The organism is Alloalcanivorax dieselolei B5, from assembly GCF_000300005.1.
Classification (GTDB): Bacteria; Pseudomonadota; Gammaproteobacteria; order Pseudomonadales; family Alcanivoracaceae; genus Alloalcanivorax; species Alloalcanivorax dieselolei.
On sequence record NC_018691.1, the window covers coordinates 4,370,512 to 4,388,643 of the forward strand.

The following is an 18,132-nucleotide window of genomic DNA, read 5'->3' on the forward strand; positions in this document are numbered from 1 at the left end:
CCATCCGCGGTTAGCTTGAACCGCCTGCGGTTAGCTTTGTTATTCTCGGTGAACTGTTCTCGTGAACGGCCCTGTTCCGGCCAACACCCTGGAATCAGGTTTTCTCCACGGCCAGACTCCCGGTCAACTGCATGGCGTAGGTATCACCGATCTCCCGGGCGGTCATTTCACCATCCGCCCGATACCAATGCCCGACCCAGTTAATCGCCCCGGTAATGGCGAATACCGTCAAGCGCACATCACAAGATTTGATCGATCCGTCTTCTATCCCGCTGGTGAGAAAATCACGGAAATAACGGTCAATCAGACGTTTGCCTTCACGTACCTGATCGCGAGCCGGAGCGGAAAGTACGTGGTCGTCGACCCTTACCAGGCATTGACCAAAATCGAGTGTCATCACTTCGCAATAGTGACGAATCAAGGCACGCAAGCGGACCAGACCGGTATCCGGCTTCGCCAGAATACGTTCGATACCGGCCATCGCCTTTTCCTGCCCCAGCCGATAACACTCAACAAGAATCTCTTCCTTGCTGCGGAAATAGTTATACAGAGCCGGCTTGGTGATATTGAGACGCTCCGCCACTTCATTAAGCGACGTACGATCGTAGCCCTGCTCCAGAAACAAACTCACCGCCACTCGCAATACCGCTCCACGCTTGACGTCTCTCTCACGACGCCGAGCCTCGAATGGCTTCCAAGGGGAAGCGGCCAGTTTCATTTCCGCCGCGTCGGCCCGCTTATCCGCGTCACCTGACATAGTTGCTCCTGGTTCGATTGCTCACACCTGACACGTCCTCACACCGGCTCATCGGTCTCCGAACCCTCTTGACGCCGGTTTTGCGCTGCGCCATTCTCCAACAAGTTACCGACCGGTAATACAAAGACTGACCAATCAGAAAAGCATTGTAAAGCCTATTTTCACGGGAGAAGGCCATGGGCGAATCAGTCAGAGTGGCGGGGGTCGGCATGATCCCCTTCGTCAAACCCGGCACCAGCGATAGCTACGACAAGATGGGCGAAACGGCGATTCGCCTCGCACTCGCTGATGCCGGCCTCGAGTACCGGGACATCCAACAGGCCTACGTCGGCTATGTGTACGGGGATTCCACCAGCGGACAGGCCGCGCTTTATCGAGCCGGCATGACCGGCATTCCGGTGCTTAACGTCAACAACAACTGCTCAACGGGATCCAGCGCGCTGTTTCTGGCCCGTCAGGCAGTGGCTTCCGGCATGGTCGACTGTGCGATTGCGCTGGGTTTCGAACAGATGGAGCCCGGTGCTTTGGGGGATGTATGGTCCGACCGCCCAAGCCCGCTCAGCCGTTTCGTGGACGCCGCCGATGAAAACGGAGACACCTCCGGCATTCCCATGGCCATCAAGCTGTTCGGCGGCGCCGGACGTGAATACCAGCAACGCTACGGCGCCAGCGATGAAGCTTTTGCCTTGATCTCGGTTAAAGCGCGGCGCCACGCGGAACATAACGACAACGCCATTTTCCGCAAACCCATCACCACCGAGGAGGTACTGGCGTCGGCCCCCATGTACGGGCCACTCACACGCTTGCAATGTTGCCCGCCCACCTGCGGTGCCGCCGCCGCGATCCTGGTTTCCGAAGGTTTCGCCAAGCGTTTGGGGGTGCAGGCCGGCGTTGCTATCCGCGCCCAGGCGATGACGACGGACTTCCCATCCACCTTTTCGGAACGGAACCTGATGAAAGTGGTGGGCGCCGATCTTACCGCGGCCGCCGCGCAAAGCGTCTACGAAGAAGCGGGGCTCGGCCCCGAGGCGCTGGACGTGGTGGAACTTCACGACTGCTTCACCGCCAACGAAATCATCACCTATGAAGGACTTGGGTTAACCCCGGAGGGTACCGCCGAACGTTTCATCATGGATGGCGATAACACCTATGGCGGCAAAGTCGTCACCAACCCCTCCGGCGGCCTGCTCTCCAAGGGCCACCCCCTTGGTGCCACCGGGCTCGCACAGTGCGCCGAAATCGTCTGGCAGCTCAGGGGCCAATGCGGCCCGCGCCAGGTGGATGGCGCCCGCATCGGATTGCAGCACAACCTGGGTCTTGGTGGTGCTTGCGTGGTGACACTTTACCAGAGGACCTGATCATGACGTCCGAGACATTCTCGATCGATCCGCAATCCGCTGTCGGCCATGTCTTCGCTTCTCAACGCGCCTTCGTCGAGCCACGGCGCCTTAAATTCTTTCTCGAGACCATCGGCGAGACGAATCCGGTGTATCACCATACCCGGGCGGCTCGCGAAGCAGGCTATCGCGATATTCCGATTCCGCCGACCTATCTGTTCTGCCTGCAATCCCTCGACAACCCGGGCCCGCCAGCGGTGCTGGAACTGCTGGGGGTGGACATCGGCCGCATTCTTCACGGTGAACAGAAGTTTGCCTTCCATCACCCCGCCTGCGTTGGCGACGAGCTTGTTTTCACCACCCGCATCAGAGACATCACCAATAAAAAGGGCGGGACGCTCACCATGATCACCCAGGACATTCGCGTCGATAACGGCCATGACCAACACGTCGCGGATATCGTCAGCACTATCGTGGTTCGAAACCCGCCCCATACCGCCGGAGCAACACAATGAGTCACTGTCCCGCCGGTCCGACGTCCTTGACGGTCGGAGAGATTCCGGTAAACCGCCATTTCGATCCCGTCACGCGTCATGAACTGGCGCTTTATTGCGGCGCTTCCGGCGATCACAACCCGATCCACGTCGATATCGATTTCGCCCGGGCCGCTGGTTTTCCTGATGTTTTCGCTCACGGCATGTTCATCATGGCGCGTTTGGGCGTGGCGCTGAACGAGGTGTTTCCGCCCTCATCGGTACGAGAGTTCGGCGTGCGCTTCACCGCCATCACGCAGGTCGGAGCCAGGATCACCTGCCAGGGCCGTGTCACGGCTATAGAAATCATAGACGGTGAGCAGCGCGCCCGCCTGGAAATGACCGCCCGCGACCAGGACGGCGATATAAAATTCAAGGGCGAAGCGGTCGTCGCATTCGACCCGCCAGGAGAACAAGAATGACGGATAACAACGAAACGCTGGTGATCCAGCCACACGGCAAACTGGAAAAAAAGGTCGCCTTGATTACCGGTTCCGGACGCGGCATTGGCCGTGCCATCGCCCTCAAACTGGCTTCCGAAGGGGCCCGGGTGGTGGTCAATGACCTTGATCCCGACACCGGAGACGCGGTCGCGGCGGAGATTGCCGAAGCCGGCGGTGACGCCATTGCCATCAATGGCAGTGTGACCGAGGAAGCGTTCCCGGAGCGGTTCGTACAAGGTGCACTGGAGGCGTTCGGCGGCATCGATATTATCGTCAACAACGCCGGTTATACCTGGGACGCCACCATCGGCAAGATGACCGACGACATGTTCCAGGCGATGCTGGATGTGCACTTGGTTGCTCCCTTCCGCATCCTGCGTGCCGCTTCGGAACCGATCCGAATCATGGCGAAAAAGGAAGCCTCGGAAGGTCACGAGGTATTTCGCAAGATCGTCAACATCTCATCCATTGCCGGGCTATACGGCAACGCCGGCCAAGCCAGTTACTCCTCGGCCAAGGCCTCTTTATTGGGGCTGACTCGTACCCTGTGCAAGGAATGGGGCCGTTATAAGGTCAACGTCAACGCGGTCGCCTTCGGGTTGATCGAAACACGCCTCACCCAACCCATAGAGGAAGAGCAAAAAACCATCGAAGTGGAAGGTAGAGCCATCAAAGTGGGCGTTCAGCCATCGTTACTGGACACCATGGCCAGGACCATTCCTCTCGGACGAGCTGGCCACCCGCAGGAAGCCGCCGATGCCGTCTATCTGTTCTGCGCACCGGAGTCCAATTACATCAGTGGTCAGATGCTGGTATGCGGCGGCGGTCTGCTCATGTGAATGGAGACGACCATTCCTTCTACACCGGAGAGAAAACCATGCCAACCGTGCTGCGTGAAGACCGCGATGGCGTCGCCATCATCACACTCAATCGGCCCGCCGAATACAATGCACTTGACGACACGCTGATGCGGGAGCTGGACACCGTTACCGCCGCGGTGAGCGCGGACGCGGACATCCGCACCATCCTGATAACCGGAGCGGGCAAAGGTTTCTGCTCCGGCGCGCAGTTGGGGGGAGACCTGTTCGAATCAGGCGCCGATATCGGTGCCCGTATGCGCCGGCATCTGCACCCTACTCTGGAAAGGCTGCGCGCTGGCCGCATCCCCGTGGTAACGGCGGTCAATGGCGCGGCGGCGGGTGCCGGTGTTGGTCTTGCACTGGCCGGCGATATCGTCTTTGCCGCGCGCTCCGCTCGCTTTATTCTCAGCTTCGCCCGCCTCGGCGCGGCGCTGGACGCGGGAACCTCGTTGTTGGTGCAACGCGCCATCGGCGTGCCCCGTGCCCGGGCGCTGGCGTTGCTGGCCGAACCTCTCGACGCGCGGCAGGCCGCGGACTGGGGATTGATCTGGCGCTGTGTCGACGACGACCAGCTTGGCGACGAGGCCTTGCACGTGGCCCGTCACCTGGCCGGCGGGCCCTCTCTGGGCCTGGGCATGATTAAAACCCAACTCAATAACGCCTGGGCCACGTCACTTGCCGAGACACTGGATCATGAAGCCGATACGCAGTCGCTGGCGTTCATCACCGGGGATCTGAAGGAAGGATACCGGGCATTCCTTGAAAAGCGGCCGCCGGTGTTTCGGGGTCGTTGACGATTGACCCCAGCTAAAGCGTGCCCGCGCCCTCCCCGAGGAGTACCCTTGAATTCATACCCGCACGGGAGGGCGTATGAAGCTGATCACCGTGACCGACATGCAAGCCCTGATCCGGCGCGTCGGCCTGGAACCTTTCCTGGCACTGGCCGTGGATGCCATCGAGGATTATCTGCGCCGCTGGCCGGAGTTACAGCTCTCTCCCCGCCACGCCTTCCATTACCCTTTCGGCGTTACCGAACTGATGCCCTGCGCCGATGACCGGCTCTATGGCGTCAAATATGTGAACGGCCACCCGGGCAACCCGGCGCAGGGCAAACTCAGTGTCACCGCCATCGGCCTGCTGGCCGACGTGCCCAGCGGCTACCCGCTGATGATCAGTGAGATGACCTTGCTGACCGCGGTGCGTACCGCCGCCGTGGCGGCCCTGGCCGCCGGCCTGTTGGCGCGGCTGGAAAGTCAGCGGGTGGCGCTGATCGGATGTGGCGCCCAGGCGGAATTCCAGGTGCTGGCCCTGGCCAGCCGCCTGCCGGTGACGGAGGTGAGCTACTTCGACATCGACGGCGCCGCCATGGACAAATTCGCCGGCCATCTCGGTCACCGTTTCCATTTGCGGCGGGGACAGGACATTGCCGATACCCTCCGTGACGCCGATGTCTGGATCACGCTCACCGCCGCCAAGCAACACCAGTCCCTGATCGATGAAGCGCTGCTGCGCCCCGGCGTGCACATCAATGCCATGGGGGGTGATTGCCCGGGTAAAACGGAACTGTCGCCGGAAGTGATACACCGTTGCAAAACCGTGGTGGAGTATCGGCCGCAAAGCGAACTGGAAGGCGAGGTCCAGCAAACCGGGGCCGCCAGCGTCCATGCTGAATTATGGGAAGTGCTCACCGATCAGCGCCCCGGGCGTGACGACGATGATGAAATCACCCTGTTCGATGCCGTGGGTATCGCCGTGGAGGATCTGGCGGTGCTGGATCTGGTGGCGCGGTTGGCGGAGCGATACGACATCGGTAGCGAGGTGACCCTGGTACCGGATCTGGCCGATCCAAAGGATTTGTTTTCATTGGTGACGGGTGATTGACGATGCCTCAGGCCCACCCACGGCGTCGGCTGCCGCGGGACCACCACCAGGCACCCACCAGATCCGCCAATAGCCGCTGGGTGCGGCCAGCGCGGTCCAGGGACGGGTAGAACTCGGCGATTTCCAGGATCCGGCAGCGGTCCGGATCCACCCTCCGACACAACGCCTGGCACAAGGCCGAACCATTGAGGCCACCGACCACAGGCGTGGCCACCGCTGGCGCCTGACGCGGATGGATGGCGTCCAGATCGATGCTGATTCCATAGTGCTCGCAGTGCCGGTCCAGGTAAGCCAGCGCTCCGTCCAAAGCCCCGTCGATGCCGTCACGGCGCACCCGGGCCGCCTGAATCACTCGGACATTCAGGCGCTCCATGGCTTCCTGTTCGGCACGCTCATAACTGCGCACCCCGAACAGACACAGTGCTTCCGGCCGCAACCGGCAACGGCCGGGCATCAGCGACGCCAGTGACGGATCCGCCAGCCCCAGCAACGCCGCCAGCGGCATGCCATGCACATTGCCCGAAGGGGTGGTCATGAAGGTATGGCAATCCAGATGGGCATCGATCCACAGCAGTCCGAAGCGGCGCTCACCGACCGCCGCCATGGCGGCGTCCCACACCGCCATGGCGTTGGCGTGATCGCCGCCGAGCACGAACAATGGCCGGCCGCTGCTCAGTTCGTTGTACACGCCGTCCCGAAGTCTGCTCAGGTAATCGGCCAGAGCGGGCGGGCCGGACGCGTTGTCCGGTGGCGTTAAACAGCCGCGCCAGTCCAACGTCAGACCATGGCGCTGCCGCAGTCTTCGCCACAACGGCGTCAAGCGGATATCTCCGGGCCGCCAGGGCCTTTCCGGTCGCCGCCCACCCAGATAGGACGGCGCCGCCAGCGCGGGTAACGACAACATGGCCAATCCTCGCCGAAACCGCCCGTCGCGGTTATCCTCAAAACAGACGTGACTCTTTTCGCACGCCCCGTTGCCATCAGCATACCCTGTTGCTGGCACCATGGAGAGCCTGGAGATCGACACCATGATCCCACCGCTTGCCGACCTGCCCGACCCCGGCCCCGACCTGGCCCCGTTGCGGGCGCTTCATCTGGCGGATCAGAACACACTGATCGCCGACCTGTTGCGCTCTCTGCTGCCCGATCCGCAGCTCGCCGAAGCGGACCGGCAGGCCATCGCCGCCGAATGCCAGTCTCTGGTGGAGGCGGCCCGCGCCGCCCGCCCGGCCCTGTTCGAGCAGTTCCTGCACAGCTGGCGCCTGAATTCCCGCGAGGGCCGCCTGCTGCTGACGATGGCGGAGGCTCTGCTGCGCATTCCCGACGCCGATAACGCCAACGATCTGATCCATGACTTGCTGACCCGCGGCGACTGGAACCTGCCGGACGACGACGCTCCGACATTGATACAGATCGCCGCCCGCGGCCTGTCCCTGTCAGCCCGCTGGCTGGAACAGGATGAAAGTCTTCCGGATGCCTGGCATGGGCTGCGCCGGCGTCTCGGAGATCCGCTGTTCCGCCGCGCTCTGGTACAGGGCGTGCAACTGATTGCCCGTCAGTTCGTGCTCGGCGAAACCCTGCCACAAGCTCTGCGGCGCCGTGATCCATCGCTGCGTTATTCCTTCGATATGCTCGGTGAAGCAGCGCAGAGCGATGCCGAAGCCAAGCACTACCATCACCAGTATCGCCAGGCCATCGAAGTGCTCGCCGGTCAGGACCCGGGCCTGCCGGTGCTGGCCCGGGACGGCATCTCCATCAAGCTGTCCGCGCTCCATCCCCGTTTCGAATTCGCCCAGTGGGCGACCGTGCAGGAGCAATTGTGGCCGCGCTTGCAGGATCTGGTGTCCCGCTCCGCCGCCATCGGCATTCCGGTAACCCTGGACGCGGAAGAGGCGGACCGCCTGGAGATCGGTCTGCGTCTGTTCGGGCAAGCCCTCGCCCTGCCGGAAGTAGCTGATTGGCAAGGGCTGGGCGTGGCGATGCAGGCCTACCAGAAAAGGGCCCCGGCGGTGATCGACTGGCTGGCCGATCGGGCGCGCGAACATAATCTGAAATTGCCAGTGCGACTGGTGAAAGGGGCGTACTGGGACACCGAGATCAAGCTGGCTCAACAGCAGAGCCTGTGTGATTACCCGGTCCATACCCGTAAAGTGCATACCGACATCAGTTACCTGGCCTGCGCCAAACGACTGCTGTCCGAACCAAAGTGTTTTTATCCGCAATTCGCCACGCACAATTGCCACACCCTGGCCTGGCTGCATCATCATCTGGACGGCTTCACCGGCGACGCCGAATTCCAGCGGCTGGCGGGCATGGGCGAAGCCCAGCACCGGGTCTTCGCTGAACGGCACGGCTATCCACTGCGCCTGTACGCACCGGTGGGCCCGTTTAATACGCTGCTGCCCTATCTGGTCCGGCGTCTGATGGAAAACGGCAGCAGCCAGTCCTTCGTCAATTTGCTGTTGGATGAACACATCGCGGCGGAACAGTTGGCGGTGGACCCTACCCTGAACTGGCGTCCTGCCCGGGAACAACCACAGGAATTGCTACCACCACCAGAACGGTTCGCGCCCCGCCAGGTACCGACGCCACCTTCACTGACCGACCCTGACGTTCTGCATTCATTACGGCAATCCCTGCATCAATGGCACGATCACCGCTGGCGCGCCGGAGCGTCGAACGATCAGCCCCGGCCTCGCCACAGCCCCGCCGACGGCCGCGAACTCGGAGAAGTTTTCCTTGCCGACGCTGACACGGTCCATCAGGCCTATGCCCAGGCGCGGGAGGCCTTCGTGGATTGGAGCCACCGGCCAGTGTCGGAACGAGCGGACATCGTGCGACGTTTCGCCGGTTTGCTGGAACAGCATCAGTCGGAACTGCTTTATTTGCTCATGCTGGAAGGGGGCAAGACCTTCGCCGACGCCTTCGCCGACTGGCGCGAAGCCCATGATTTCTGCGGCTACTACGCGCAACAGGCGGAGACACTGCAGGGGACACCGCTGGTCCTGGAGCATGTCAGCGGTGAGGCCAATCAACTGACCTGGCATGCCCGTGGCGTCTTCCTTTGCATTAGTCCCTGGAATTTTCCGCTGGCGATTTTTTGCGGGCAGGTTCTCGCGGCACTGGTCAGTGGCAACACGGTACTGGCCAAGCCGGCTTCCGACACACCCTTCATCGCCTGGCGGGCGGTGCAACTGCTGCACGAGGCGGGCGTGCCAGAGGCGGCGCTGCATTTCGTCGGTGGCGCGGCCAGCCAAATCAGCGACGCGCTGCTTAACGATTCTGCCCTCGCCGGAGTAGCGGTGACCGGAAGCACCGCCACCGCGAAACATATCGAACGCACCCTGGCCGCCCGTGACGGTCCCCTGGTGCCGCTGATCGCCGAAACCGGCGGGCTCAATGTCCTGATCGCCGACAGCTCCGCCCTACCTGAGCAACTGGTTCGGGATGTACTGACCAGCGCCTGTACCAGCGCCGGGCAGCGCTGCTCCGCCCTGCGGGTGCTGCTGGTGGAGGACACCTTGCTTGACCGCCTGTTGCCCAAACTCGAGGGCGCCATGGCATCCCTGAAAATGGGCCATCCCGCCTTGCTGGCCAGCGACGTCGGGCCGGTCATCAATGCCGGCGCCCGAGATCAACTGGAGCAGGCCCGTGCTGAGCTGCGCCGTCACGCTCGCTGGAGCGCGGTCACGCCGGAAGTTGACCCGGCTCTTGGCGCACAGGGATTCTACGTGGCGCCGGAAGCGGCGCTGGTGGACTGGGAACACCTGCCTGAAGAAGAAATTTTCGGGCCGCTGCTGTACATCGCCGCCTGGCGTCACGATGAGCGGGACAAAGTGATCGACTACATCGAGCGCACCGACTACGGCCTCACCCTGGGCATTCACAGCCGCATCCAGGCGCACATCGATGACTGGGTGGAGCGAGTCCGCGTCGGCAACCTGTACATCAACCGTAACCAGATCGGCGCCGTACCCGGCTGCCAACCGTTCGGTGGCGAACGCCTCTCCGGCACCGGCTTCAAGGCTGGCGGCCCGCACTACCTGATGCGCTTCTGCACCGAACGGGTGGTCACCGACAACCGCTCGGCCCTTGGCATCGATCCGGAACTGGTGAATCTGGGAGACGGCCCCTAGACTGGATCTCATGAGCGATACCAAAACCCTGCTGATCGTGGCCCATGCGCCCTCGCCCAACACTCGCAAACTGGTGGACGCCGCCCTGCGCGGCGCCGGCCATGACGACATCGAGAATGTCCGCGCGATCTGGAAACCATCGCTGGAAGCCGGCCCCGATGACGTGATGGCCTGCGATGCCATTCTGCTCGGCACCACCGAGAATCTGGGCTACATGAGCGGCGCGCTGAAGGACTTCTTCGATCGTACCTACTACGCCGTACTGGAACACAAACAGGGACTGCCCTGCGCGCTTTATATCCGCGCCGGCCACGACGGCACCGGCACTCGCCGCGCCATCGAATCCATCGTCACCGGCCTGCGCTGGAACTGGGTGCAGCCGCCGCTGGTCTGTCGGGGCGATTGGCAGGATGCCTTTGTGAACCAGGTGGAGGAACTGGGGCTGTATCTGGCCGCCGGTCTGGACAACGGCATTTTCTGAGTCGCCGAGACGGTCCGGGGGCTGGCTTCAGATAACGGTAAAGGCCCCGGGCAGATGCTGGCGCAGGGTGAGCAGGTTTTCCTCGCGCACGTCCATGTCACCGAAGCAATTGGCGACGGTGCCGGTATAGCGCAAACCGTCCGCCTGAATCGCCTCGGCGGTGAGGATGGCGTGATTGATGCAGCCGAGTTTCATCCCCACCACCTGGATCACTGGCAGGGACAGTTCCATCGCCAGGCCGGCGAGCATTTCGCGATCGTTCAAAGGCACACGCCAGCCGCCGGCGCCTTCCACCAGAATCAGATCCGCCGGATGGCTGCTGATCGCGCCACGTACATAGCCGGCCAGTTGGGCCAGGGTGATCCGGCGCCCTTCCTGTTGCGCGGCAATGTGTGGCGCGATGGCGGCTTTCAACGCCACCGGGTTGACCACGTCATAGGGCAGTTGCACCGATGAGGCCGCCATCAGGTTGACGGCGTCGTCGTTGCGCAACCCTTCCTCTGTGTCCTCGCAGCCCGCCGCCACCGGTTTCAGCCCGTAGCAGCTCAGCCCGGCCTCCCGGGCCCGTTCCAGCAGCCGGCAACTGACCCAGGTCTTGCCCACTTCGGTATCGGTGCCGGTGATGAAGAACACCCCTTTCAGGGCCGGTAACGCGGGCATTAGCGCATCTCCTTGCTGGCATGCAGAAACAGCACCCGCCAGGTCAGCGGCAGACCGTCCCGGGTGCGCAGGGTTTCGTAGGCGTCAAGCATGGCACGAAAAGCACGCTTGCCGGTGAGACCGCCACCACCACCCTGCACATGATCGGCCCCGGTGGCCTTGAGGGTACGGGCTATGGCACGCACGTCGGGGTAGTGCTGGGTCACCGTCAGGGTTTGCTGGGTTATCGTGGATAATCCTTCCGTGGCCAGGGCATCGTGCCATTGCACCATGGTCGGCAGATCATTGACGTGGGGGCGGCGATCCGCCGCTTTCCAGCTCTCGGACAGCTCCCGCAGGGAGTCCCGCAACGGCACCGCCAGCAACAGGTGACCATCGGGAACAAGCACCCGTCCGGCCTCGGCCACCACCACCGCCGGATCACACCATTGCAGGGCAAAGCTGGAAAACACCAGCCCCAGGGACTGGTCCGGCAGCGGCAGGGCTTCGGCATCGGCACACACCGGTGAAAACAGCCGCCCGGTACGACCGCGCTGGGACGCTTCCTGAAGCATGGCCGGCGCCAGATCCAGGGCCAGCCAGCGCACTTCATGCCAGCGATCCTGTTGCTGCCGGCTCAACGGCGCCGTGGCGCAGCCCAGATCCGCCGCCCGCGGTATCGGCAGAGACTCAGGCGCCATGGCCAGAAGGCTGCGGGCACAGGACAGTTGCAGCACCGCGTGAGCGTCATAACTGGCCGCGGCTCGGCCGAACTGGCGCCCTACCGCCCGTTTGGTGGCCGTGGACGAGGTGACGGCGGGCTCATGCCCAACGGATGAATTAAAAGCAGAAGACATTACGGTCATTACCCGTCGGCGGCGTCGGCGACGATGCCGTGACGCCGATAAAAATCGAGAACCACGGCGGAGAAGCGCTCCGGCGCGGATAGAAACGGTACATGGGACACCCGCTCGATCACCGCGGTTTCCCCGTGCTCATTCAGCAGCGGGCGGATGTCATCCACCAGCGTCACCGGCACGATATTGTCACGTTCACCGAACACCATCAGCAGGGGCTGACTCAGCGCCGACAGGGCCGCGCGCAGATCGGTGTCCGCCAGAATCACCAGCCCTTCGATCAGCGCCCGACGAGCCGGCAGGCCGCAAAAATAGAGAATCTCCTTGAGCCGGGCAACGTCCTCGCGCATGTTCTCGCTGTCTTTGCAGTTGAGCGCCAGAAAGCGCACCAGCGTGCCCTCGAAATCCTCTTCGCAGACCTCGGCGAAGGTGCGCAGAATCTCCGGGCGCATGGCCCGCGGCCAGTCGTCGGCGCGGGTGAAACGCGGCGTGGTCGCCACCGTCACCACCGAGGCCACCCGTTCGGCATGACGTTGCGCCAGATTCAGCGCCACCAGCCCACCCAGGGACCAACCCAGCACATGGGCCCTTTGCGGCATTACCGAGGCAATCCGGTCGGCCAGAAAATCCAGCGTGTACTCGTCGTTGGGCAACGGACTCTGGCCCATGCCCGGCAGGTCCACCACGGTCACCCGGAAGTCCTCAAGCAGGGCCGGCACGATGTCATCGAAGACAATGGCGTGCAGCCCCCAGCCGTGGACCAGCACCAGGTCCTCGGCCTGTTCACCGGCCTCGCCGGTACAGCGATAGGTATTATGGAAGGGGATGAGACTGGGCATGGGTTATTTCATCCTGACGCTGGCACGCAAATACAAAAACCGGGCGTCCCGAACCTGCTTCATGGTGGTGGCCTCCTTGATCTTGTCCTGTCCTCAGCGTGCCGGCGTGTAAGCGTGTTGCGTGCAGGCGGCCTCAAGACTCATTAGCAGCCTGTCCACATCCGCCTCCTCATGGGCAGCGGAGAAGGTGATACGCAGGCGCGCCTGCCCCTCGGGCACGGTCGGCGGCCGGATCGCGCTGATCAGCAGACCGTTGTCGCGCAGGCGCCGGCTCAGGGCCAGAGCATCGGCGTCCTCACCCACCAGCAGCGGCTGAATCGGCGTCTTCGAGTCCATCAGGGCATAACCCAGTTCGGCCGCGCCGCGCCGGAAACGCTGAACCAGTGCCGTCAGTTTTTCCCGGCGCCAGCTTTCCCGGCGCACGATGTCCAGGCTGGCCAGGGTGGCGGCGGCCACCGCCGCCGGCATGGCGGTGGTGTAGACGTAAGTGCGGGCGAATTGTATCAGGGTTTCGATCAGTTCGTCGGAGCCGGCCACGAAGGCGCCGGCGGTGCCCAGAGCCTTGCCCAGCGTGCCCATATAGACCGGCACCCGGTCCTGCACGCCCTGATGCCAGAGCGAGCCGCGCCCGGCGCCGTCGAGCACGCCGAGGCCATGGGCATCGTCCACCATCAACCAGGCATCATGGGCCTCACAGGCGTCCAGATAGGCGGGCAAGGGCGCCTCGTCGCCATCCATGCTGAACACGCCGTCGGTGATCACCAGCTTGCGGGCCGCATCGCTGCGCGCCAGCAGGCTGGCCAGGGCATCCGGCTGGTTATGGGCGAAACGGCGGGAGCGGGCGCCGCTGAGTTGGCCGGCGTCCAGCAGCGAAGCGTGGTTAAGGCGGTCCTGAAATACCGCGTCACCCCGGCCGACCAGAGCGGTCACGGCCCCCAGATTGGCCATGTAGCCATTGGAGAACAACAGCGCCCTCTTCCGCCCGCAATGCTCCGCCAGCGCTTCTTCCAGAGCCTGATGCGGGCTCTGATGGCCGCACACCAGATGGGAGGCGCCACTGCCCACTCCCCACTGATCGGCGGCATCGCGGAACGCGGCGACGATACGCGGATCACCGGCCAGGCCGAGGTAGTCGTTGGAACAGAAGTTGAGGAATTCCCGGCCGTCCACCACGGCGGTACGCCCGCAGGAGGAATGCATCAGCGGTGGCGTGCGATAGCGGTGTTGGGCGCGGCGTTCCGCCAGCCGCGCCCGCAGATCGAACCCCATGGGGTCAGGAGTCAAGCGTGGCGCCGGCGGTGGGCCGGCCGGTGTCGCGGTCCAGTACGTGCTTGGCGGGGCGTTTGCTCATCGCGTCGTAAAACAACCCCTGTTCCTCTCCTTGTTCCTCCGCTTGCTGCTCCGCCACCTGGGCGCGCAGCGCCTCTTCGTGGGCTTCGTCGGAGGCTTCGTGGCGCGGATCCAGCGGGTGGATGCCGAGACGTTGGAACAACTGCCGGTCGTGGGTCGCTTCCGGGTTATCGGTAGTGAGTAGTCGCTCACCGTAGAAGATGGAATTGGCGCCGGCCAGGAAGCAGAGCGCCTGAGCCTCGTCATGCATCTCCTGACGCCCGGCGGACAGCCTCACATAGGACTCTGGCATCAGAATACGGGCCACCGCCACGGTACGCACGAATTCGAGCGGATCCAGATCATCCACGTCCGCCAGCGGCGTGCCCTCGATTTTCACCAGCATGTTGATCGGCACGGATTCCGGATGGTGCGGCAGATTGGCCAGTTGCTGCAGCAGACCGACCCGGTCATCGCGGTTCTCGCCCATGCCGATGATGCCGCCACAACAGACTTTCATGCCGGCGTCCCGCACATTCGCCAGGGTGTTCAGACGGTCATTGTAGGTGCGGGTGGTGATCACCTGGCCGTAATATTCCGGCGAGGTATCCAGGTTGTGGTTGTAGTAGTCGAGGCCGGCCTCGGCCAGATTACGGGCCTGATTGTCATCGAGCATGCCCAGGGTCATGCAGGTTTCCATGCCCAGCGCCTTCACCTGACGCACCATGTCCAGCACATAGGGCATGTCCTTTTCCCGCGGGCTGCGCCAGGCCGCGCCCATGCAGAACCGGGAAGCGCCTTTGTCCCGCGCCGCTTTGGCCTCTTCCACCACCCGCGCCACTTCCAGCAGCTTTTCCTTTTCCAGCTCGGTGTTGTAATGACCGGACTGGGAGCAATATTTGCAGTCTTCCGGGCAAGCGCCGGTCTTGATCGACAGCAGTGTGCTCACCTGAACCGCGTTGGGGTCGAAGAACTCACGGTGCACGGTGGCGGCGCGAAACATCAGATCATTGAACGGCAGGGCAAACAGGGCTTCGATCTCACCCCGATGCCAGTCATGGCGTACAGCGGTTCGGGAAGAAGTCGTCTGGGCGTTGGCGGCGGCTACGGTCATGCTGGTTCTCCTTCTTGAGATCCCAAAGGCTAGGCAGCCCCGGACACCCTGTCAACCATGAAACATTTCCAAAGTTTACATCTGATCAAAAATCATACCATTTCGATTTGCCTGTTGTGCGGCCGGCGCGCCCGGGCGCCCCTGTGCCCGCCCTGCCAGGACTTCCTGGAACAGCGCTGCCGCCTGCCCGCCACGCTGTGTCGCTGTGGCCTGCCGGATCCCGCCGGTGGCTGTGGCGCCCTGTGCGGGCGTTGCCTGAAACAGCCGCCTCCGTTCACCACCACCCATTGCGACTGGCGCTATGACTTCCCGCTGGATCGCCTGATTACCGCCTATAAACACCAGGGTCAGTTGTACCAGGAGCGGGCCTTCGTGCACTTACTGGCGCAGCGGCCGTTGCCCTGGGCGCAAGCCGATGTCCTGTGTCCGATCAGCGCGCATTGGCGCCGGCGGCTATGGCGTGGCTTTGATCAGGCGGAGCGTTTGGCCCACCTGCTGGCCCCGCTCTGGCGCAGGCCGGTTCTCCCAGCCCTGCGCCGGCAACGGGCCACCGCTCATCAGCAGGGCAGTAGCCGGCGCCAGCGGCTGCGTAATCTGCACGGCGCTTTCACCATCCAGGCGCCAGTCCGGGGACGCCGGCTGTTGCTGGTGGACGACGTCATGACCAGCGGCGGCAGCGCCCGTGAAGCCGCCGCCACGCTGCTGGCCGCCGGCGCCGCCGAGGTGCGGGTCTGGGTGCTGTCACGGACCTGTTAACACTCTCCGTCGGCGATGACCTGGTCGGATTTTGTTTGAGGGTGCCGCCGGCGCCGCCAGGCTCTACAATACGCGCTTGCTCAATTCGAGGGACCCGCCCGCGCCATGAAGATCAGCATCGCTCAAGGCCACAACCCGCCGCACAATATCAACGGCATCACCGTGATCATCGACGTGATCCGTGCCTTTACCACCAGCCATCAGGCGTTCGTCGGCGGTCTCGATCATATTTTGCCGGTGGCCACGGCGGAGGAAGCCTTCGCTCTGCGCGAGCACCATCCCCAAGCGTTGCTGGCCGGCGAGGTACAGGCGTTGCCGATCAAGGGTTTTGACTACGGCAACTCCCCCTGGGAAATCGCCAACAGCGACGTGACGAACCGCACCATGATCCTGCGCACCACCAACGGCGTCACCGCCACCCTGCGGGCACGGGACAGCCGGGAAGTGCTGGTGGCGGCGCTGATCAACGCCGAGGCCACCGCCCGTTATATTCAGGAGCAAGCCCCGCCGTCGGTGGTGCTGGTGGCCTCCCACCCCACCGGAGACGAAGACGTGGCCTGCGCCGAGTACATTCGCGCTTTGCTGGGCGGCGACGGCATCACCCTGGAACAAGCTCAGGAGCGTACCCGTAACGCCTTCGCGGCACGGAAGTTCTTCGACGGCAGCCACCCGCGCCTGCGTCCCGAGGACATTCATATGGCCAGCAGCAGTGCCGGGGACGACGGGCTGGTGATGAAGGTAAGCTTCGAGCCGCTGCCTCGGATCGACAAGCTGGCCTGAGCGGACGCCGGCGACTCACATCCGGCGCTCTCCCCTGACCATTTCCGCCAACCCATCCACCACTCCAGATCAATGACCCGCCCCCGGGACACTGCTAATGTCAGTGGGACCTAAGAGCCTGTTCATAATCTCAGGAACCCCATTGTCATGATCGAGTGGAACGAACAACAACAAATGATCCAGAAAATGGTGCGCGACTTCATCGCCAAGGAAGTGGTGCCCAATCTGGACGACATCGAATACAACGGCGTCCCGCCCTACGACATCCTGCGCAAGATGATCAAAACCTTCGGCATGGACGAAATGGCTCGGCAAAGCTTCGAGCGCCAGATCGCCAGGGAAAAAGCCGGCACGCCGAAGCAGGAGAAAGGTAAGGAAGGCTCCTCCGCCGCTGCAGCCGAACAGGCGGCGCTGCGTCTGATTCCCACCATCGAGCTGTGCCGCCACGCCCAGGGGCTGGTCACCGCCATGGGGGTTTCCATGGGACTGGCCGGCGGCGCCATCATGGGCAAAGGCACCCTGGAACAAAAAGAACGCTGGGCCCTGCCCCTGCTGACCATGGAGAAAATCGGCGCCTGGGCCATTTCCGAACCCAATTCCGGTTCCGACGCCTTTGGTCAGATGAAAACGGTAGCTCGCCGTGACGGCAATGGCGGCTACATTATTAACGGCTCCAAGACCTGGATCACCAACGGCCCTTACGCCGACACCATCATCCTGATCTGCAAGCTGGATGAAGAGGGCGTGGAACCCCGTGACCGCAAGATCGTCTCCTTCATTCTCGACAGCGGCATGGAAGGGCTGACCCAGTCCAAGCCATTCAAGAAGATGGGCATCGGATCCTCTCCCACCGGCGAATTGTTCTTCGACGACGTCAAGGCCGGCGCGGACCGTCTGCTCGGCGGCAGCGAAACCGGCTACGGCCGCTCCGGCGCCAAATCCACCTTCATGCAGGAACGGGCCGGTGTCGCCGCCATGGCGCTGGGCATGGTGGAGCGGGCTCTGGAATTGTCGGTGAATTACGCGCGTGACCGGGTGCAGTTCGGCCGCGCCATCGGTGAAAACCAGTTGATCCAGCTGAAGCTGGCGAAAATGGAAGTGGCCCGCAGCAATCTGCAGAACATGGTGTTCCGCTATATCGACCTGACCGCCGCCGGCAAGCAGATGACCCTGGCCGAAGCCTCGGCGATGAAACTCTACGCCGCCCAGGCCGCCATGGAAGTGGCCACCGAGGCGGTGCAGATTCACGGTGGCTACGGCTACATGCGCGAGTCCCGGGTGGAGCAGTTGATGCGCGACGCCAAGATCCTGCAGATCTATGCCGGCACCGACGAGATGCAGGTGATCGCCATCGCCCGAGACCTGCTGGGCCGCGGCTGACCGCCATGCC

18 protein-coding genes are annotated in these 18,132 nt (G+C 63.2%); 11 read left to right on the forward strand and 7 right to left on the reverse strand.

The genetic code is table 11. The annotated features are described in order from the left end of the window. Window positions 1-94: 94 nt before the first annotated feature. Entirely contained in the window at window positions 95-757 is a 663-nt protein-coding gene (locus tag B5T_RS19580; RefSeq protein WP_014996256.1) for a TetR/AcrR family transcriptional regulator, read from the reverse strand. 176 nt (window positions 758-933) lie between these two features. Between B5T_RS19580 and B5T_RS19585 the strand changes: the two genes are divergently transcribed. The 6 genes from B5T_RS19585 to B5T_RS19610 all read left to right on the forward strand — a co-directional run bounded on the left by B5T_RS19585 (window position 934) and on the right by B5T_RS19610 (window position 5,811). Further along, entirely contained in the window at window positions 934-2,115 is a 1,182-nt protein-coding gene (locus B5T_RS19585; protein WP_014996257.1) for a lipid-transfer protein, read from the forward strand. 2 nt (window positions 2,116-2,117) lie between these two features. Further along, window positions 2,118-2,609 (forward strand): MaoC family dehydratase N-terminal domain-containing protein, encoded by a 492-nt coding sequence (locus B5T_RS19590; protein ID WP_014996258.1) that lies wholly within the window; start codon window positions 2,118-2,120, stop codon window positions 2,607-2,609. Then, on the forward strand, window positions 2,606-3,049 hold the full coding sequence (locus B5T_RS19595; protein WP_014996259.1) for a MaoC/PaaZ C-terminal domain-containing protein: 444 nt from the start codon (window positions 2,606-2,608) through the stop codon (window positions 3,047-3,049). The genes B5T_RS19590 and B5T_RS19595 overlap by 4 nt, the downstream gene beginning before the upstream one ends. Then, window positions 3,046-3,909: an SDR family NAD(P)-dependent oxidoreductase gene (locus B5T_RS19600; RefSeq protein ID WP_014996260.1), complete on the forward strand. Its 864-nt coding sequence runs from the start codon at window positions 3,046-3,048 to the stop codon at window positions 3,907-3,909. The genes B5T_RS19595 and B5T_RS19600 overlap by 4 nt, the downstream gene beginning before the upstream one ends. Window positions 3,910-3,947: 38 nt before the next feature. Next, window positions 3,948-4,724, forward strand: coding sequence for an enoyl-CoA hydratase-related protein (locus B5T_RS19605; RefSeq protein ID WP_041717144.1), 777 nt, complete (start codon window positions 3,948-3,950; stop codon window positions 4,722-4,724). Between the two features lie 76 nt (window positions 4,725-4,800). After that, on the forward strand, window positions 4,801-5,811 hold the full coding sequence (locus tag B5T_RS19610; RefSeq protein ID WP_014996262.1) for an ornithine cyclodeaminase: 1,011 nt from the start codon (window positions 4,801-4,803) through the stop codon (window positions 5,809-5,811). 7 nt (window positions 5,812-5,818) lie between these two features. Here B5T_RS19610 and B5T_RS19615 read toward each other — a convergent pair whose 3' ends face one another. Beyond that, a complete protein-coding gene (locus B5T_RS19615) occupies window positions 5,819-6,715 on the reverse strand; it encodes an arginase family protein (RefSeq protein WP_014996263.1) in 897 nt (298 codons plus the stop codon). Between the two features lie 124 nt (window positions 6,716-6,839). Here B5T_RS19615 and putA point away from each other — a divergent pair, with 124 nt between their 5' ends. Together putA and B5T_RS19625 are read left to right on the forward strand one after the other, a co-directional pair. Next, window positions 6,840-9,947 carry a bifunctional proline dehydrogenase/L-glutamate gamma-semialdehyde dehydrogenase PutA gene (gene putA, locus B5T_RS19620; RefSeq protein WP_167321226.1) on the forward strand — a complete coding sequence of 1,036 codons (3,108 nt, stop codon included), beginning with the start codon at window positions 6,840-6,842 and terminating at the stop codon, window positions 9,945-9,947. A 10-nt stretch (window positions 9,948-9,957) separates the two neighbouring features. Further along, on the forward strand, window positions 9,958-10,428 hold the full coding sequence (locus B5T_RS19625) for a flavodoxin family protein (protein WP_014996265.1): 471 nt from the start codon (window positions 9,958-9,960) through the stop codon (window positions 10,426-10,428). Between the two features lie 27 nt (window positions 10,429-10,455). On the opposite strand, the gene bioD is transcribed toward B5T_RS19625, so the two are convergent. The 5 genes from bioD to bioB all read right to left on the reverse strand — a co-directional run bounded on the left by bioD (window position 10,456) and on the right by bioB (window position 15,206). Continuing rightward, window positions 10,456-11,088 carry a dethiobiotin synthase gene (gene bioD / locus B5T_RS19630; protein ID WP_014996266.1) on the reverse strand — a complete coding sequence of 211 codons (633 nt, stop codon included), beginning with the start codon at window positions 11,086-11,088 and terminating at the stop codon, window positions 10,456-10,458. Continuing rightward, a complete protein-coding gene (locus tag B5T_RS19635; protein WP_014996267.1) occupies window positions 11,088-11,924 on the reverse strand; it encodes a methyltransferase domain-containing protein in 837 nt (278 codons plus the stop codon). Before B5T_RS19635 ends, bioD begins: the two co-directional genes overlap by 1 nt. 8 nt (window positions 11,925-11,932) lie before the next feature. Further along, on the reverse strand, window positions 11,933-12,763 hold the full coding sequence (bioH, locus tag B5T_RS19640) for a pimeloyl-ACP methyl ester esterase BioH (protein WP_014996268.1): 831 nt from the start codon (window positions 12,761-12,763) through the stop codon (window positions 11,933-11,935). A gap of 93 nt (window positions 12,764-12,856) precedes the next feature. Then, window positions 12,857-14,032, reverse strand: coding sequence for an 8-amino-7-oxononanoate synthase (gene bioF, locus B5T_RS19645; RefSeq protein WP_014996269.1), 1,176 nt, complete (start codon window positions 14,030-14,032; stop codon window positions 12,857-12,859). Between the two features lie 4 nt (window positions 14,033-14,036). Then, entirely contained in the window at window positions 14,037-15,206 is a 1,170-nt protein-coding gene (gene bioB, locus B5T_RS19650; RefSeq protein ID WP_014996270.1) for a biotin synthase BioB, read from the reverse strand. A gap of 57 nt (window positions 15,207-15,263) precedes the next feature. On the opposite strand from bioB, the gene B5T_RS19655 reads away from it, so the two are divergent. The 3 genes from B5T_RS19655 (at window position 15,264) to B5T_RS19665 (ending at window position 18,122) form a co-directional block, all read left to right on the forward strand. Further along, a complete protein-coding gene (locus tag B5T_RS19655; protein ID WP_014996271.1) occupies window positions 15,264-15,962 on the forward strand; it encodes a ComF family protein in 699 nt (232 codons plus the stop codon). Window positions 15,963-16,067: 105 nt separating this feature from the next. Further along, complete coding sequence (locus B5T_RS19660) at window positions 16,068-16,742, forward strand: 2-phosphosulfolactate phosphatase (RefSeq protein WP_014996272.1); 675 nt, start codon at window positions 16,068-16,070, stop codon at window positions 16,740-16,742. 147 nt (window positions 16,743-16,889) lie between these two features. Then, window positions 16,890-18,122, forward strand: coding sequence for an acyl-CoA dehydrogenase family protein (locus tag B5T_RS19665; RefSeq protein WP_014996273.1), 1,233 nt, complete (start codon window positions 16,890-16,892; stop codon window positions 18,120-18,122). Window positions 18,123-18,132: the final 10 nt, after the last annotated feature.

Excerpts from the sequence above, each read along its gene's own strand:
- B5T_RS19610 (WP_014996262.1), top strand. The coding sequence starts at position 4,801 with ATGAAGCTGATCACCGTGACCGACATGCAAGCCCTGATCCGGCGCGTC.
- B5T_RS19660 (WP_014996272.1), top strand. The coding sequence starts at position 16,068 with ATGAAGATCAGCATCGCTCAAGGCCACAACCCGCCGCACAATATCAAC.
- B5T_RS19625 (WP_014996265.1), top strand. The coding sequence starts at position 9,958 with ATGAGCGATACCAAAACCCTGCTGATCGTGGCCCATGCGCCCTCGCCC.
- B5T_RS19595 (WP_014996259.1), top strand. The coding sequence starts at position 2,606 with ATGAGTCACTGTCCCGCCGGTCCGACGTCCTTGACGGTCGGAGAGATT.
- B5T_RS19665 (WP_014996273.1), top strand. The coding sequence starts at position 16,890 with ATGATCGAGTGGAACGAACAACAACAAATGATCCAGAAAATGGTGCGC.
- B5T_RS19605 (WP_041717144.1), top strand. The coding sequence starts at position 3,948 with ATGCCAACCGTGCTGCGTGAAGACCGCGATGGCGTCGCCATCATCACA.
- B5T_RS19600 (WP_014996260.1), top strand. The coding sequence starts at position 3,046 with ATGACGGATAACAACGAAACGCTGGTGATCCAGCCACACGGCAAACTG.
- B5T_RS19580 (WP_014996256.1), bottom strand. The coding sequence starts at position 757 with ATGTCAGGTGACGCGGATAAGCGGGCCGACGCGGCGGAAATGAAACTG.
- bioH (WP_014996268.1), bottom strand. The coding sequence starts at position 12,763 with ATGCCCAGTCTCATCCCCTTCCATAATACCTATCGCTGTACCGGCGAG.
- B5T_RS19585 (WP_014996257.1), top strand. The coding sequence starts at position 934 with ATGGGCGAATCAGTCAGAGTGGCGGGGGTCGGCATGATCCCCTTCGTC.
- B5T_RS19655 (WP_014996271.1), top strand. The coding sequence starts at position 15,264 with ATGAAACATTTCCAAAGTTTACATCTGATCAAAAATCATACCATTTCG.
- B5T_RS19635 (WP_014996267.1), bottom strand. The coding sequence starts at position 11,924 with ATGTCTTCTGCTTTTAATTCATCCGTTGGGCATGAGCCCGCCGTCACC.
- bioD (WP_014996266.1), bottom strand. The coding sequence starts at position 11,088 with ATGCCCGCGTTACCGGCCCTGAAAGGGGTGTTCTTCATCACCGGCACC.
- putA (WP_167321226.1), top strand. The coding sequence starts at position 6,840 with ATGATCCCACCGCTTGCCGACCTGCCCGACCCCGGCCCCGACCTGGCC.
- bioF (WP_014996269.1), bottom strand. The coding sequence starts at position 14,032 with ATGGGGTTCGATCTGCGGGCGCGGCTGGCGGAACGCCGCGCCCAACAC.
- bioB (WP_014996270.1), bottom strand. The coding sequence starts at position 15,206 with ATGACCGTAGCCGCCGCCAACGCCCAGACGACTTCTTCCCGAACCGCT.
- B5T_RS19590 (WP_014996258.1), top strand. The coding sequence starts at position 2,118 with ATGACGTCCGAGACATTCTCGATCGATCCGCAATCCGCTGTCGGCCAT.
- B5T_RS19615 (WP_014996263.1), bottom strand. The coding sequence starts at position 6,715 with ATGTTGTCGTTACCCGCGCTGGCGGCGCCGTCCTATCTGGGTGGGCGG.